The sequence below is a fragment of the Flavobacterium sp. HBTb2-11-1 genome, assembly GCF_009826975.1.
Classification (GTDB): domain Bacteria; phylum Bacteroidota; class Bacteroidia; order Flavobacteriales; family Flavobacteriaceae; genus Flavobacterium.
Genome location: NZ_WUMO01000006.1, coordinates 148,725 through 165,002 on the forward strand (window position 1 = coordinate 148,725; position 16,278 = coordinate 165,002).

Annotated in this window: 13 protein-coding genes; 6 read left to right on the top strand and 7 right to left on the bottom strand. The window is 31.7% G+C overall.

The genetic code is table 11. The features are described 5' to 3' along the window. The first annotated feature begins 180 nt into the window (after positions 1-180). Positions 181-687 carry a lipocalin family protein gene (locus GR162_RS14740; protein WP_035691207.1) on the top strand — a complete coding sequence of 169 codons (507 nt, stop codon included), beginning with the start codon at positions 181-183 and terminating at the stop codon, positions 685-687. Positions 688-705: 18 nt separating this feature from the next. Beyond that, positions 706-1,401 carry an OmpA family protein gene (locus GR162_RS14745; RefSeq protein WP_008464490.1) on the top strand — a complete coding sequence of 232 codons (696 nt, stop codon included), beginning with the start codon at positions 706-708 and terminating at the stop codon, positions 1,399-1,401. Between the two features lie 118 nt (positions 1,402-1,519). Here GR162_RS14745 and GR162_RS14750 read toward each other — a convergent pair whose 3' ends face one another. The 5 genes from GR162_RS14750 to GR162_RS14770 all read right to left on the bottom strand — a co-directional run bounded on the left by GR162_RS14750 (position 1,520) and on the right by GR162_RS14770 (position 5,636). Beyond that, positions 1,520-2,551: a hypothetical protein gene (locus GR162_RS14750; RefSeq protein ID WP_160782778.1), complete on the bottom strand. Its 1,032-nt coding sequence runs from the start codon at positions 2,549-2,551 to the stop codon at positions 1,520-1,522. Positions 2,552-2,618: 67 nt separating this feature from the next. Next, positions 2,619-3,092 (bottom strand): hypothetical protein, encoded by a 474-nt coding sequence (locus tag GR162_RS14755; protein WP_160782779.1) that lies wholly within the window; start codon positions 3,090-3,092, stop codon positions 2,619-2,621. A gap of 2 nt (positions 3,093-3,094) precedes the next feature. Further along, on the bottom strand, positions 3,095-4,588 hold the full coding sequence (locus GR162_RS14760) for a hypothetical protein (RefSeq protein ID WP_160782780.1): 1,494 nt from the start codon (positions 4,586-4,588) through the stop codon (positions 3,095-3,097). A gap of 17 nt (positions 4,589-4,605) precedes the next feature. Further along, a complete protein-coding gene (locus tag GR162_RS14765) occupies positions 4,606-4,752 on the bottom strand; it encodes a hypothetical protein (protein ID WP_160782781.1) in 147 nt (48 codons plus the stop codon). 38 nt (positions 4,753-4,790) lie between these two features. Further along, a complete protein-coding gene (locus GR162_RS14770) occupies positions 4,791-5,636 on the bottom strand; it encodes a thioredoxin family protein (protein WP_160782782.1) in 846 nt (281 codons plus the stop codon). Between the two features lie 179 nt (positions 5,637-5,815). Here GR162_RS14770 and GR162_RS14775 point away from each other — a divergent pair, with 179 nt between their 5' ends. After that, positions 5,816-6,766 carry an ABC transporter ATP-binding protein gene (locus GR162_RS14775; RefSeq protein WP_008464491.1) on the top strand — a complete coding sequence of 317 codons (951 nt, stop codon included), beginning with the start codon at positions 5,816-5,818 and terminating at the stop codon, positions 6,764-6,766. A 107-nt stretch (positions 6,767-6,873) separates the two neighbouring features. Here the strand turns inward: GR162_RS14775 and GR162_RS14780 are convergent, their stop codons facing one another. After that, positions 6,874-9,285 (bottom strand): S9 family peptidase, encoded by a 2,412-nt coding sequence (locus tag GR162_RS14780; RefSeq protein ID WP_160782783.1) that lies wholly within the window; start codon positions 9,283-9,285, stop codon positions 6,874-6,876. Between the two features lie 261 nt (positions 9,286-9,546). On the opposite strand from GR162_RS14780, the gene GR162_RS14785 reads away from it, so the two are divergent. Both GR162_RS14785 and GR162_RS14790 read left to right on the top strand, forming a co-directional pair. Next, on the top strand, positions 9,547-10,554 hold the full coding sequence (locus tag GR162_RS14785) for a 3-oxoacyl-ACP synthase III family protein (protein ID WP_008464493.1): 1,008 nt from the start codon (positions 9,547-9,549) through the stop codon (positions 10,552-10,554). Positions 10,555-10,690: 136 nt separating this feature from the next. Beyond that, the gene (locus GR162_RS14790) at positions 10,691-11,362 is read left to right on the top strand and encodes a copper homeostasis protein CutC (protein ID WP_008464494.1); all 672 of its coding nucleotides are present in this window, start codon (positions 10,691-10,693) and stop codon (positions 11,360-11,362) included. Between the two features lie 207 nt (positions 11,363-11,569). Here GR162_RS14790 and GR162_RS14795 read toward each other — a convergent pair whose 3' ends face one another. Next, on the bottom strand, positions 11,570-13,990 hold the full coding sequence (locus GR162_RS14795; RefSeq protein ID WP_160782784.1) for a TonB-dependent receptor domain-containing protein: 2,421 nt from the start codon (positions 13,988-13,990) through the stop codon (positions 11,570-11,572). A gap of 331 nt (positions 13,991-14,321) precedes the next feature. Here GR162_RS14795 and argS point away from each other — a divergent pair, with 331 nt between their 5' ends. Further along, positions 14,322-16,100, top strand: a complete 1,779-nt coding sequence (argS, locus tag GR162_RS14800) for an arginine--tRNA ligase (protein WP_008464497.1) — start codon at positions 14,322-14,324, stop codon at positions 16,098-16,100. Positions 16,101-16,278 lie beyond the last annotated feature (178 nt).

The window sequence follows — 16,278 nt, forward strand, 5'->3', positions numbered from 1 at the left end:
TGATGATTTTCATTTATTCAAATAGGATACCAATTGTTTTTTGGGTGACAAAATGTCGGAAATGTTAATTTTGAAAGAAAATAAATAGATTCTAAAACGAAAATTATCTCAACGAATCGTATATTTGTGGTACAATAATTGTTAAAAAGGCAAGTTATTAATCTAAAAAAATTGTACAAAATGAAGAAGAGTATTTTTATATGTATGATTGCCGCTTTGTTTTTTGCGTGTAAATCATCTTCGTCGACAACAGCTTCGTCCTCTGAGGCTACTACACTTTCAACAAAACTAGACAGACCAACTCAAGTAGCGTTAAAAGGAAATTGGGTGCTTACCAATGTGTCTTATCCTGGTTCAGATTATATCAAAGTAACTTCTTTTGATTTGGCTGATTCTAAGTGTTTTATCGGAAGTTCTTGGAGTTTTATTTCTAACAACAATAAAGGTACAATGGCTTTAAATTCTCCTAGTTGTACAGCTTTTAATTCGCCAATTGTTTGGAGTATCAACAATCAAGGGCTTTTTGTTCTTAAAATTGTAAATCCAGGAACAAAATCTAAAAACGTTAAAGAAGGATATCTGCTAAAAGTAGCTGGTGTGACTGATAACTCTTTTCAGTTAATCGATAACATTAATGTTGGAGGTCAAGTAAAAGATGTGACTTACCAATTTCAAAGAGCTAATTAATATTTTAAAGTATAAAAAATGAGAAAGATAACGGTTTTAGGATTAAGTAGTTTACTAGTATTAGCTAGCTTTTTTACAAGCTGCGATTCAGTAAAAAATGCAAATAATACACAAAAAGGAGCTGGAATTGGTGCCGTAGCAGGTGGTGTTATTGGTGGTATTTTAGGAAATAATTTAGGTAAAGGCGGAAACGCTGCTTTAGGAGCTGCAATTGGAGCTGCTGTAGGGGGTGGAACTGGAGCTTTGATCGGAAACAAAATGGATAAACAAGCCCGTGAAATTGATCAAGCTTTACCAGGTGCTAATGTTGAAAGAGTTGGTGAGGGAATCCACTTGACATTAAATGAAAATGCGGTTCGTTTTGATACTAACAAATCAACTTTGACAGCTCAAGCAAAAGCTAACTTAGACAAATTAGTTCCAGTATTTACTGATTACGGAGATACTAATATTGAAATTTTTGGATATACTGATAATACAGGAAAACCAGAATATAACTTAACGCTTTCAGGTCAAAGAGCAGCTTCTGTTCAGGCTTATTTAGTTTCTAAAGGATTAAAAGCAAGCCGTTTCAAAACTTCAGGTTTAGGAATCGCTGATCCGATTGCAACAAACGATACTCCAGAAGGAAGAGCTCAAAACCGTCGTGTTGAATTTGCCATTACAGCAAATGACAAAATGGTTAACGATGCTAAAGCAGAAGCTGGAAAATAGTTTCTAATAAAATAAATTATCAGAAAAGCTGTTTCAAATAATTGAAGCAGCTTTTTTTTTAATAATTGATCGTATAACAATCAGAATAAACTATTTTTTAATATCGAAATATATTCTTTTAATCATCATAGTATTCAATTTTTCGCTCTATTATGTGATTTATAATATTGTGCATACTGTATGTTTTTCTTATCCAATTATTAAACCTATCATTTGTAGTTTCGATATTTGTGGTGAGTATACTTTCCTTTTCATTTTTATGAGTTGTCCATTTTGTGATAATGGTTTTAGGGTTTGTGAACGTATTATAATAACTTTCAATCTCTTTTTTATCATTATATCTATAATGTAATTTTGATATGGAATCTTTTACAATACTTAGTATTTCTAATTGATCTAATTTATTGTTATTATATATTTCAGTGATTTTCACGTCGGAAAACTTATTTTTTATTTGTTTTAAAACTTCTTTACGTGAATATTCACTTAGAATTTTTATGATGATAGTAGTGTCTAGAATAGTTTTATACTCGTACAAAGTTTTTCCTTCTGGGTAAAAAGATAATTGAAAAGAATTATTTGATTTATCGGACGTCATAGTTTCGGCAGAATCGTTGTTTTGAGCAAAATATAAGTCTTCACTGATTTTATTGTCATTGTTGTATTTATAAAGTCTATATTCTTGTAAAGTGTCATTTATATAATGTTCATGTTTGACAACTTGATCATTACTGAATATATTGATAAATTTTTCTCTGTACTTTTTATTAGGATTTATGATTGTGGAATCAGGAAGTTCTCTTTTTTTACTAAAATATTGATTGGTAATATCAACTATTTTTGAACCGTCATTCTTGGAAATGCTTTTTATCCTTTCCAAATTATCAAATTCAATTATTTGCCAGTAATTATAATGTAAATCATTATTCTTCTTTAATGATTTTATTTTTCCTTTTTTAGAAAAATCAATTTCTGAAATAGCTTTGACGGTATCTTTGTCATTTAAATAAAAATTTTTGATTGTAATTTTTTTCACAGAGCCTTTAAAATCAATTTCTTTAGGAATTATTTCTAGTTTATTTATTGTGTTGATTTGAGATAAAAGTAACTCAGTATATAACAGAAAGAAAAGATAGAATAGTTTTTTCATAACGTTTTAGTTTTTAATCTTGGCAGATATTTGTCAAATCGGGTTACTTATTAATTAGTAAAAACGATTATTCGATTTCAGGGCAATGTCCCATATAAACTACTTCATACAGTATTATCTTTCTTTTTTTTTCTGTAAAATCAAGAATGTAAAATACTTTGTTTTGTGCTAAAATTTCGCAGTTTATCTCTTCATTATTATATTGGTTTATTAACTCAGGCATGATTATTTTATTTCTAATCCTTTTCAAGAATGCTTTATTTAATATTTTTCTTTGAGATTTAATGTTGGTATCTTTCTTTTCCCATCCTTTAAATTCTACATGAAAAAATGATAAAAAAATATTTTTGAGTTGAAAATTAAAAGATTTTTCTTTAAAATCAGTTGGATTTATTCTTGTTTGAATATTGTGTTTTTTTTCATTTTCTTTTCCGTAATAAGGGATATATATTGTGTCTAATTTTTTTAAATACTCTAAATTCTGGCTAAACACATTTAGTGAAATAATGAATGCCATAATTAAATAAAAAATGTTTTTCATTTCTAATTTTTTTTATCAAGCCATGTACGACCATGTTGAATGTATAATTGCATTTTGAACAAGGCATCTGAATCTTTAGGAAAATCTTTTTTATAAGAGATAGTCTCGTCTAATCCTTGTAAACTTATGGATTCAAAATAATTTTTCCAATTCCAAATTTCAGATGATGATTGGTCTTTCGTCGTATAAACAGTTAAAGATTCTACCTCACTTCTTCCTATCGGAAAAGTTAAAAAATCCCTAGATTCGGTTAATATCTTTGTTATAGTTGGAATCATATTATTGTACATAAAATCATGTTGTTCTTCCGCAGTAGGATATTTTTTGTTTAGTAAACTTACGATATCTTTCTCTCCTACAATAGGATTGTTAGAGATAGTAAATAAATAAGCATGAATAAATTCATGAATAATAGTTCGAGCATTTTCAATTCTAGTTTGTTTTATACTACTATCGTTTAATTTCTTTTTGTTAATTTGAATTAAAGTATATGGCAAATTTGGATCATAAATTGTATTGGCGTTTATTTCTTTAGTTGGATCTTTAGAGTCATAAACTGCGTCAACAAGCTCAAATTTCACATTAAACCTAGAGTTATTTCCAAATAGATCAATAAATAATTTTTGAAATTCATTAGATTTTGATAAACCATCATAAATTTCTTTAAATTTTTGATTCTCTGGTAAATTGATATTGTCATAAATAGCTGTCAAATCTACATTCACTGGAGACTTCTGTGAATATATAAAATTTTGTATAGAATTATTAAGCTGTTTTACTATAGTAAATTGTCCGTCCTCAATGTTGTACAACATTTGTAATGTAAAAGCTTTATTTGCAGGTGTAAAACCTTCATTGTTCAAAAAATCTATCAATGCTTTGCTATATTGATAATTGTTTATTATAGTATATTTTTCTAAAGCTGAAAATTGATAATCAGGCTTAAACATTTTTTGCAGTGCAATATAGATTCCTTCGCCTGTATTACCATAAGATGTTCCGCCACCGGAACCTCCTGTCCAGCTAGATTTAGTTGCAGGTGTTGTTGGGCTAGGCTCAGGATCACTATATCCATCTCCAGAGCAGCCGCAACTTGTAAAAACATTTGGGTAATCACAACCACCAGTAGCATGTGTAGAATGACAACTGCAATCACTATATACAGTTACGCAGTAACAGTCAATTCTAGCTGTTTTGCTTGGAGTGTAATTAGCTTGATGTCCATGAAATGGAGAGGCAGAATATCTTATAGTCCCATTATCCATTCCTTCAATCGTTACTAATTTTATATCAACATTTGTATCAGTTATTTCTACAGATAAATTATTTAAAATATTAGAGCGCTTTTCAGAAGTTATGTATAACGGAATACTATAAGCGGCTTCATTTTTGTCATTTTTGATAGCGGTTATATTTTTATGATCAAAATAATAATCTGTACTTCCAGAGTTTGTCTTAAGATTAGAAACAGGATTGTTTTCTATAAACAGAGCCAATTCTGGATCTCTATTTTTTAATTTTCAAGTAATTCATTTAAGGTTACTTTTTCAGAATAAGTTGAGCTTTTAGGATTGGACTGGTTTCCTATTTCTTCATTAATTCCGCAAGAATTAATTATCAATGTAATGGTGATTAAGAAATAAATTTTTAGGCGTTTCATTTTTTTGTTTGGCTTTAGTAGTAAATATATATTAGGTTTTATTTTGATTTTTCATAAAAAGCATAAAGCTGATTGCAGTTTTCAATAACATTTTCTAAATCATTTTCTCTTAAAAATTGTTCTACAATGGCTGCATCTTCTAAATTGCTTTTAACGGATAGGTATTTTAAGAACCAATATTGATAAGTATTAGATTGTGCGATGAATTCTGGGTTTATTTTTGAAATCTTTTTGTTCAGTTTGTCAAAATCAAAATGATAGGCAAGTTCGTATAATGAAATAAGCTCCAGTTTTTGTTTTTTTTCATTATAATCCTCTTCGTTTTTTTTTAATTCATCTTTTGCTTCTTTTAAATAATCGGATCCAACTTGAATTATTTTCCCTTTTATATTTTTATCAACCAATAAAGAGTAAGTGTAATATTTTTGAGCAGCGCGTATGGCCGTAGTATATTTTTTTGATGTATAGTAATTAGAAAGTTCTGTTGAAAGATATTCTGTAGATAAGCTAAACTGTATCAACTCTATTTTGAGTTTAGCAGGTGTTTGATAACCTGAAAATCGATGTAAGACTTTGCCGTTTGCATCTATAACCATCATACTAGGAAGCTCTCTAATTTGATATTTGAGCGCAAAATCATTATTTCGATCGACATCAATTTTAAGTTGAACATAATTTTGAATCACATTTTGAACCTGAGTATCATTCCAAGATGTCAAATCCATTTCTCTACATGGACCACACCATCTTGCAGTAAAATCAACAATAATTAATTTATTTGTTGCTAAAGCCTCCTGCTGAGCTTCTGTGAAAGAAGTAAGCCAAGTTGCTTTAATGGAATTTGAGGTAAAAACAAGTAATATTATGAGTAAAAAATTTCGCATTTGCAATTATTAATTTAAAGTAAATAAAGTAAAAAAAGGATTACAAGCAAAAGAATAGCGTTAATTTTTGATTTATTTTCTCACAATAAACTATCTTAAGTGCAGTTTCATAATTGAAGCAGCTTTTTTTTGACTTTAGAAATTAAACATTGTAAATTTGACGTCTCATATTACAACTCATGCTCGACATACAAAATATATCTTTTTCGTACACCGAAAGTCCCGTTATAAAAAACATTTCTTTTTCTATTGAAAAAGGCCAGAATATTGCCATTATTGGTGAGAGTGGCTGCGGAAAAAGTACGCTGCTCAAGCTTATATATGGACTTTATGATCTAGACGAGGGAAAGATTTTTTATGGGGATAAACCAGTTTTGGGACCAAAGTTTAATTTGATTCCGGGAATGCCTTACATGAAATATCTGGCTCAGGATTTTGATTTGTCTCCATACGAGACTGTTGCAGAAAACGTCGGTAAGTTTCTATCAAATGGTTTTGCAAACATGAAAAAACTTCGTGTTCAAGAATTATTGGAAATGGTAGAAATGGAGCAGTTTTCCAATGTGAAAACAAAATTCTTGAGTGGAGGACAGCAGCAAAGAGTGGCTTTGGTAAGAGTTTTGGCTTTAGAACCAGAAGTGATTTTACTGGATGAACCATTCAGTCAGATTGATGCTTTTAGAAAAAATGCTTTACGCCGTAACTTATTTCGTTACTTAAAGCAAAAAGGAATTACCTGCATTATTGCAACGCATGACAGTACCGATGCTTTGTCTTTTGCAGATCAGGCCATAGTGATGCGAAACGGAGAAGTGCTAGTTAAGGATGATCCCGCAAAAATATATGAAGACCCGAAAATTAAATATGTCGCTTCTTTGTTTGGTGAAGTGAATGAAATTCCGACTCATTTATTATTGTCATATGAAGACGAAACTCATAAAACATTAGTTTATCCACACCAATTTAAAATGGTTTCAGAGTCAAAATTGATGGTGAAAATTAGGAGAACTTATTTTAGAGGAAGCCATTATTTGATTGAAACGGTTTATAAGAGGCAATTGATTTTCTTTGAAAGCGAAATAGATTTACCGCTCGAACAAGAAGTGTTTTTAGCTTTAAATTATTTATAACTTGGGAATGTCTCAATTAGAAAATTAGATAATTTCTAATTGTTAAAATAATAAACCCGACAGCTTTCTGAAACCTGTCGGGTTTACTTTTGGAATTAATTAGGAATTTAGTTTTTCAGATACTTTTCTAAAAACTGATCTTGCTCCCAAAGCAAATGAAGAATATTTTCTTTAGCAACATAGCCATGAGATTCTTTTGGAAGAATAACCATTCTTGCAGGCGCTCCTAAACCTTTTAATGCTTGAAAATAACGTTCCGTCTGCAAAGTAAAAGTTCCAGGGTTATTATCAGCTTCTCCGTGCACCAATAAAATTGGAGTTTTCATTTTTTCTGCATTCATAAATGGAGACATTGCATTGTAAACTTCTGGAGCCTCCCAGTAGTTTCTTTGCTCAGATTGGAATCCGAATGGGGTTAAAGTTCTATTGTAAGCCCCACTTCTCGCAATTCCGCAGGCAAAAAGATTGGAATGCGTCAATAAATTTGCTGTCATAAATGCTCCGTAAGAGTGTCCGCCAACAGCTACTTTTTTACGATTAATATAACCCAAAGCGTCAACCGCGTCAATAGCCGCCGCTGCATTATCTACCAATTGCGAAATAAAGTTGTCGTTTGGTTCTGTTGTTCCTTCGCCAATAATTGGGAAAGCGGCATCGTCTAAAACAACATATCCTTTTGTAACCCAGTATACAAACGATCCATAATAAGGGAATGTGAATTCGTTAGAATTTTGAGTCGATTGCGAAGCGCTGTTTCGATCTTTATATTCTGCAGGATAAGCCCAAATCAGTAGCGGCAATTTTTCTTTTTTAGCTTTATCGTAACCAGCAGGAAGATATAAGGTTCCTGAAAGTTCCAAACCGTCTTTACGTTTGTACTTAATTACTTCTTTGCTAACATTTTTAATGCTTTCAAACGGATTTTTGAAATCAGTAACTTGTGTTAAGCTGTTTTGTTTTTTAATATTTCTGAAATAATAATTAGGATATTCTGTCTTTGACTGAATTTGAACTAATATTTTTCCAGATTTAAAATCTTCAATTTCTAAAATATCTTCTTTTTTGTCTTTGTATGGAGAAGTATAAATACGTTTTGATTTTAAAGTTTCCAGATTGAATTCGTCAACAAAAGGGAATTGTCCGTCTTTAGTATAACCTTCACCAATTCTGTACAGATTATTTTTTTCGATAGCTAAAACATATTTATTGTAGGCATTTTTTCTTGTTTCGAAAACTCCTGGATCTGAATAAACATCCTGAGAATTTCTATCGGTAATCAATTTTGGCTGCTGACTTGGATTTGATGGATTTATCAAAAATGTTTTGGTGTTTCTCGTGTCGTACCATTCTTCTGAAAGAACGGCTAGATTATCATCTCCCCAAATAATGTCGCTAAAACGCTGCGGTGTTTTTGCTAATGAATAAGCTTCTTTGTCGAAAGGTGCATCCCAAAGAAAAACTTCATCTCTAAAATCAACTTTATTTGCTGGATCACCTTCATCTAGAGCCACAACATAAGATAAAGTTGCAGGTTTGTCGTTTCTCCAAGCCATTTCTCTTTTTCCTTTTCGGACAGCCATAAAACCTTTAGGCATAATTTCATTTAAAGAAACCTCATTTACCGTTTTAATTTCTCTTCCGCTTAAATCATAAACAATGGTTTTGGATGGAAATCTATTTAATGGAACTACATAAGAAAATGGTTTTTGAATGGTTGTCAGCATGATGTAATTGCCATCTGGCGAGATTCTTTCTCCGGCAAACATAGCCGCTTCTTTATATAAAACAGCGTCGCCATTTAGTTTTATTTTATATAATTCAGAAGTGATGCAGTTTTCAAAATTAGCCTCGTCATTTTTGTTTTTCAACATATCAGGATAGGTTCTGTTTTGTGATTTTTCTCCTGAAGTGTTAGAAATAATCGGACCTGTTGGGAGATCTTTTTTAGAATCCAAAAGTGGCTGTCTATTTTTAGGAAGCATTTTTACTAATATAGTTTCACTATCCAAAAACCAGCTAAACGGATTTCCAAGATTTGCATTTACTCTAGCCTCTGTAAGTTTTGTAGCTTGTGCTGTTGCCACATCCAAAACCCAAAGTTCAACCCCAGAATTTGTAGTATGGGAGAATAGGATTTTTTTGTCGTTTGGCGACCAAAGAATGTTTGTTATTTTTGGATTTTCAGGCAGGCCTTTTACCTGAATTTCTTCCTTACCGCTTATTTTTCTTAGTTTTAAGTTATTTAGATAAGTTACAGTACTTGAGATATTAGTAACGGGATTAATTCTTAAGCCTGCTAAACGAACTTCATCTTGATTGAGGTCGTCTAGTGTTTTATAGGTACTGCGATACATTAAAAGCATGTTTTCTTTTTTGGTATCCATAGATACAGAAGGCGCTCTTTGGTAATCTGCCAAATCTAAAATAGATTTAGAAGGTTTTTGATAAGTTAGATTCTCTTGAGCAAAAGAGAAAAAACTTATATTTAGAAATAAAAACAGCGTAATCTTTAATTTCATAGTTTAAATTTTAGGAGTTTGTAATAGTATTCAAAATGTTTGTCTAAAATACTTTTATGTTGTTACATCTAATGCGTGATTTTTAATTTTTTTCAATGTTTGCGTCTGAATGCTGTCTTTTCAAGAAGTAAATGATTATAAGTGGTTGTATAATTAGAATATATTAAATTGCTAATAACGAAAAAAATAGTATTTTGTATACGTATATTTTAAAGTATGCGTAAATTTGCAATCCAAATTTTTAATAAATAATAATTGATTATGTATCATTCAAAAATAGCTGGTTTAGGATATTATGTTCCTTCCAATGTGGTGACTAACGATGATTTGTCTAAGATAATGGATACCAATGATGAATGGATTCAGGAAAGAACTGGAATTCAAGAAAGAAGACACATCATTCGTGGAGAAGACACCACGACTTCAATGGGAGTAAAAGCAGCTAAAATTGCAATAGAGCGTTCTGGTGTTGCCAAAGAAGATATTGATTTTGTAGTTTTTGCTACATTAAGTCCAGATTATTATTTTCCAGGACCAGGTGTTTTGGTTCAAAGAGATTTAGGTTTAAGAACAGTTGGAGCATTAGATGTTAGAAACCAATGTTCTGGTTTTGTTTATGCACTTTCTGTTGCAGACCAATATATTAAAACCGGAATGTATAAAAATATTTTGGTAATTGGTTCTGAGGTTCACTCTACAGGATTAGACATGACTACTCGCGGACGCGGTGTTTCGGTAATTTTTGGAGATGGAGCAGGAGCGGCAGTTTTGAGCCGTGAAGAAGACTTAACAAAAGGAATTTTATCAACTCATTTACATTCAGAAGGAGAACATGCTGAAGAGTTAGCTTTGCAAGCGCCAGGAATGGGTGCGCGTTGGGTAACAGATATTATTGCAGACAATGATCCAAATGACGAAAGTTATTATCCATATATGAATGGACAGTTTGTGTTCAAAAATGCAGTAGTTCGTTTTGCAGAAGTAATCAATGAAGGATTAGAAGCAAATGGGCTGCAAGTTTCAGACATTGATATGCTGATTCCACATCAAGCAAATTTGAGAATTTCACAATTCATTCAAAACAAATTTAAATTAACAGACGACCAAGTTCACAACAACATTCAGAAATACGGAAATACAACAGCAGCATCTATTCCGATTGCTCTGACAGAAGCTTGGGAACAAGGAAAAATCAAATCTGGAGATACTGTAGTTTTAGCAGCTTTCGGTAGTGGATTTACTTGGGCTAGTGCTATTATTAAATGGTAAAATAATCATCTTACATTTATATTTTTTAAAACCTGCTTCTTATTGGGAGCAGGTTTTTTTATAAATTGCGTACTCAAACCTAACAGGTTTTAAAAACCTGTTAGGTTTCATTTGGAGAAAAACTATTTAAATCAAAATGAAAAAAAATCAACTGGAAATAGCTTGTTTTAATTATGAATCAGCATTAATTGCTCAAGCAAATGGCGCGGACAGAATTGAGCTATGTGAAAACATGAAACTGGGCGGAACTACTCCAAATTCTATTTTGGTAGTGAAAGTCCGTGAAAGTTTAAATATAAAAATGCATGTCATTATAAGACCTCGCGGAGGAGATTTCGTTTATTCGGATGAAGAGCTTACCGAAATGAAGCAAGATATTAAGCACTATAAAAAGCTGGGGGTTGACGGTTTTGTTTTTGGAATCTTAAAAGAAAACGGAAAAATAAATAAAAAGCAAAATAAAGAATTAGTGCATTTGGCGCACCCATTATCTTGTACTTTTCACCGTGCTTTTGATGTGGTAAAAAATCCCGAAAAATCGCTTGAATCTATCATTGACTGTGGTTTCAAAACAATTTTAACTTCTGGGCAAGGTGTAAATGTCGAAGAAGGCATTCAGGCTTTGGCTAGACTTCAGGAATTGGCAGGAGATAGAATAGAAATTATGCCTGGTGGCGGCTTGCGATCTTCAAATATAAAATTACTCCAAGAAAAATTAGATTTAACTTTTTATCATTCTTCTGCGATCACAGATAATTCTGAAATTGCCAATCCCGAAGAAATAAAAGAATTACGCAATTTTTTATAGATTAAAATTTGTTGGGTGATATTACCAAGATACTTAATTTACTCTGTGTAAATCTGCTTTAATCTTTTTAAATCTGCGTGAAAAATTATTTTCAAAAGTATTTTTAGCAGAATTAAAAAACAAAAAAAGTCTGGAGTTGGCAAGCTCCAGACTTTTTTTCTACAAGAAATTATTCAAAAATTATTTAAAAAATCTTCTCAGACAAGGTTAGAACATTCCGCCCCCGCCTTTGTTAGTATTGTCATCTCTTTGTTTACGCTGTAAATTTTTGATTTTTCCACCACCAAAGTTGTAAGTCAGACCAAAGTAAACCGTTTGGCTTTCCCATTTAAACTGCCCCGCTTGAGGATAAGGATACATGGTGTCAAAAGCATATTTCATAGTATTGAACACGTCATTGAAACGAACACTTAAATTCATTTTGTTGTCTAACAATGTGTAGCGCGTACCAATATCCATTTTGTACATTTCGTGGCTGTTATTCTGAAGTCCGTCAGTAGCACCTCTGTAGAATCCGAAAGCTAAGAAGCTTAAACGCTTGTTTACTTTAAAGTTAGAGTTCATACGTCCGTTGAAAGCGGCAACTGTAATTTTTCTATCAATTGGGTTACTTGTATTAGTTGCTGGATCATATTGGAATACAATACCTTGTTGGTTGATGCTTGAGAAATCAATAGATGGCTGAATGTCCCACCATTTTGTGATTTTATAATTGAATGACATTTCAAATCCGTAAGCAGTATTATGATCATAGTTAGTAAAAGACATAATTTGCTTTTCATTGCTTGGATCTGCAGGGTCTGGATATAAAATTCTGCTAATTTGATCATTAATGCTTCTCACAAAAACACCCGCTGTAAAACTTCCTTTTTCAAGAGTTTTAGTGTAATTTACTTCTACAGAATTGGTAAACTGAGGTCTTAATTCTGGATTTCCTAATGAAGTTACTAACGGAGTAGCAAATTCACGAATAGGTTTTGTCTGCTCTAAACTCGGACGGTCAACACGACGGCTGTAGCTTAACTGCAAAGTGTTTTTCTCAGTGATATTGTATGTTAAATAAGCTGATGGATACAAAGTGATGTAATCATCATCAAATTTGTCTTTACCATAATTTAAATTGGCTTGAACTTTATAGCTTTCAAAACGTGCACCTACTTGATAGCTTAGTTTTTTGAATTTTTGCCCAAATGTTACATAAGCAGAATAAATATCTGTGTCATAAGTATAGTGAGACATTTGATTTGCAACAGGTAGCAAAGGATTTCCAGTAATATAATCATTTTCTGTTCTTGTAATTCTTGCTTCCGCACCAGCTTCAAGCGTTGTTTTTTCGTTTAACGGATTAACATAATCTACGTTTATTGTGCTTAATTTTCTGGTTCCTTTCAAATAATCTTCATAGAAGACATTCCCTGCAGTATTGTCTGTTTTTGTCGTTTCAGTATCAAAAGAAGCATTTTGAGTTTCTTTATTGTCACTGTAGTTGGCTTCAAAATCTAAAGTGTGACCTTCTTTTTTGAAAATGTGTTTGTATGCTAAATTGTATGTCCCAACCTGATCTGGCCCCCAATATCTTGATTTTTGAAAGATATTCGAAATATCAGAACCAGTTACATTATTGTAATCAATATCAGTATCTACATAACCTTTTCCTGTAGATTTATTCTGATTAGTATAGATAGATAAAGTATTGTGATCATCGATTAAATAATCCATTCCAATTTTGTATAAGTAGGAATCATTATCATTTAGTACATCTATATTTTGAGTAATATCTTGATCAAATCTTTGGATAAAACCTTTATTATGATATTTTCCAAAGTTTTGTCCCACGTTTCCGAAGAAGTTTACTTTTCCAGTTTTATAGTTTAAATCTAAAGACTGATTGTATTTTGCCGTTTCACCAAAAGTAATACCGCCACTGTAGCTTCCGTTAAAACCAGTGTTTGCATTTTTATGCAAAATAATATTAATGATTCCAGACATTCCTTCTGGATTATACTTGGCGCTTGGGTTAGTGATTAATTCAATTTTCTTGATAGAAGTTGAAGGAATTTGTTTCAATAATTGAGCAGGATCAATATTCGTTGGACGTCCGTCAATTAATACACGAACATTATCATTTCCGCGAAGCGAAAGTTTTCCATCCTGATCTACATTCACAGAAGGAATATTATTCATAATATCTGATGCGGAAGCTCCAGCGGTAGTTAGATCTTTACCAACATTCACCACTTTTCTATCGATTTTTTGTTCAATAGTCGAACGTTCAGCAACGATATTTACACCTTTAAGTTGTGTTGCTTCTTCTTCAAGAGCAACATTTATAGTTGCCGTTTTTTTGTTTTCGCTCAAAAGCACAGAACCGATATATTTTCTAAATCCTATATATTGAATTTCGATCGTATAACTTTTTAAAGCAATATTTTTAAATGAAAAGTCCCCGTTATCGTCTGTGTTTACGCCAGAAACTACTTTTCCATTTTCTTTTAGTGAAACTGTTGCATAAGAAATGGGTGCGTTGTTTGACTTTTCTGTAATTTTTCCAGAAACACTTCCAGTATTCTGGGCCTGTGCAGTTGCGATTATTCCTAATAACGCAAACAGAAAGAATTTTAATTTCATGATTTTTTTACTGATTATTTTTTGATTTGATTGATGATGATTTCGTTTTGTTAGTTTTTCTTTTTTTTGTTTTCTCCTGACTTCAAAAAATTAAAGTCTCTATTAAGACTCTTTTGCGGTTGATATGTTACAAGAAATTCTAGAAAAAAATATATTTTTTTTCTCATTGGCTGTTTTGTAAGAGATTAGGGTTTTGGTTTTTTGATAATTTTAACAATTAAAAAATGCTCTTTTTTGTCAAATTGCAACTCTTTTCTTTAATTTAATATGTTTTTGATTTTCTCTAATTGATGAATAAGCAGTATCTTTGCTCACTTTAAAATAAGTTTACATGTCATTACAACAAATTCTTACACCTTCTATACAAAAAGCAATACAAGCATTATTTGATGTTACTGTTGATAAAATCGAATTTCAAACGACTAGAAAAGAGTTTGAAGGAGATATTACAATGGTAATTTTTCCTTTACTGAAAGTGATTAAAAGCAATCCAGCTGAATTGGGAAATAAAATTGGAAATTATCTAGTTGAAAATGTTTCTGAAGTTGCCCGTTTTAATGTAGTTTCTGGTTTTTTGAATATTGTGATTTCAGACAGTTATTATGTGAATTTCTTTAACGGAATAAAAGACCAAAAACAATTCGGATTTGTGGCTCCAAATCCAGATGAAAAAGCAGTTATGGTAGAATATTCTTCTCCAAACACTAACAAACCTTTGCACTTAGGACACGTTCGTAACAATTTGTTAGGATATTCTGTTGCAGAGATTTTAAAAGCCTCAGGTAAAAAAGTATACAAAACGCAAATTATCAACGATAGAGGAATCCATATCTGTAAATCGATGTTGGCTTGGGAGAAATTCGGAAACGGAGAAACTCCTGAGACTTCTGGTTTAAAAGGAGATAAATTGGTTGGTAAATATTATGTAGAGTTTGATAAAGCATACAAAAACGAAATTAACGGTTTAATCGAAACTGGAAAAACAGAAGAGGAAGCCAAAAAGCAAGCTCCAATTATTATCGAAGCGCAAGATATGCTTAAGAAATGGGAAGCTGGCGACGAAAAAGTGATTGCACTTTGGAAAAAAATGAACGAATGGGTTTATGATGGTTTTGCTACAACTTATACGAATCTTGGAGTTGATTTTGATAAATATTACTACGAAAGCAATACATATCTATTAGGGAAAGATGTTGTTCAGGTAGGTTTAGATAAAGGAGTTTTTGAAAAAGATCCAGATGGCTCTGTTTGGATTGATCTGACAGATGAAGGACTTGACCGTAAAATTGTTTTGCGTTCTGACGGAACAGCGGTTTACATGACGCAAGATATCGGAACAGCAATTCAGCGTGTAAAAGATATGCCAGATGTTGGAGGAATGGTTTACACTGTTGGAAATGAGCAGGATTATCACTTTAAAGTGTTATTCTTAATTCTTAAAAAATTAGGATTTGACTGGGCTTCCAGTTTATATCACTTATCATACGGAATGGTAGATTTGCCTTCTGGAAAAATGAAAAGCCGTGAAGGAACTGTTGTAGATGCTGATGATTTGATGCAAGATATGACCGATACAGCAAAACAGATTTCAGAAGATTTAGGAAAACTAGACAGCTATTCTGATGAGGAAAAAGCTAAACTATATAAAACAATTGGTTTAGGAGCTTTGAAATATTACATTTTAAAAGTAGACCCTAAAAAACGTATTTTGTTCAACCCAGAAGAATCTGTAGATTTTGCTGGAAATACAGGTCCATTTATCCAATACACATACGCGAGAATTCAGTCCATAATCCGTAAAGCCGATTTTGATTTTTCTAATAAAATTGAAATTGAAGAATTGCACGAGAAGGAAAAAGAATTGGTAAAACAAATCGAGCTTTTCCCAGAAGTAATTCAGAATGCGGCTCAAAATCATAGTCCGGCATTAATTGCGAATTATACTTACGATTTAGTAAAAGAATACAATTCTTTTTATCAATCAGTGCATATATTAGGAGAAGTAGATTTAACGAAAAAAATATTCAGAGTACAGCTGTCTCAAAAAGTAGCCGAAGTAATTAAATCGGCATTTCATTTGCTAGGAATTGAAGTTCCAGAGAGAATGTAAAAAAAATATAGACCTAGTTAAGGAAGAAAAGCCAATAGTTTTAAACTATTGGCTTTTTTTATTGCTTTTTTGGCTTTACCGGCATTTCTGTAGTTTCATTCTTAGATAATTTTGCACTGGCTTTGTAAGTGTTACAATGCAAGTGATAAATTCCAAGTCAATTTATATTCTTCAAATA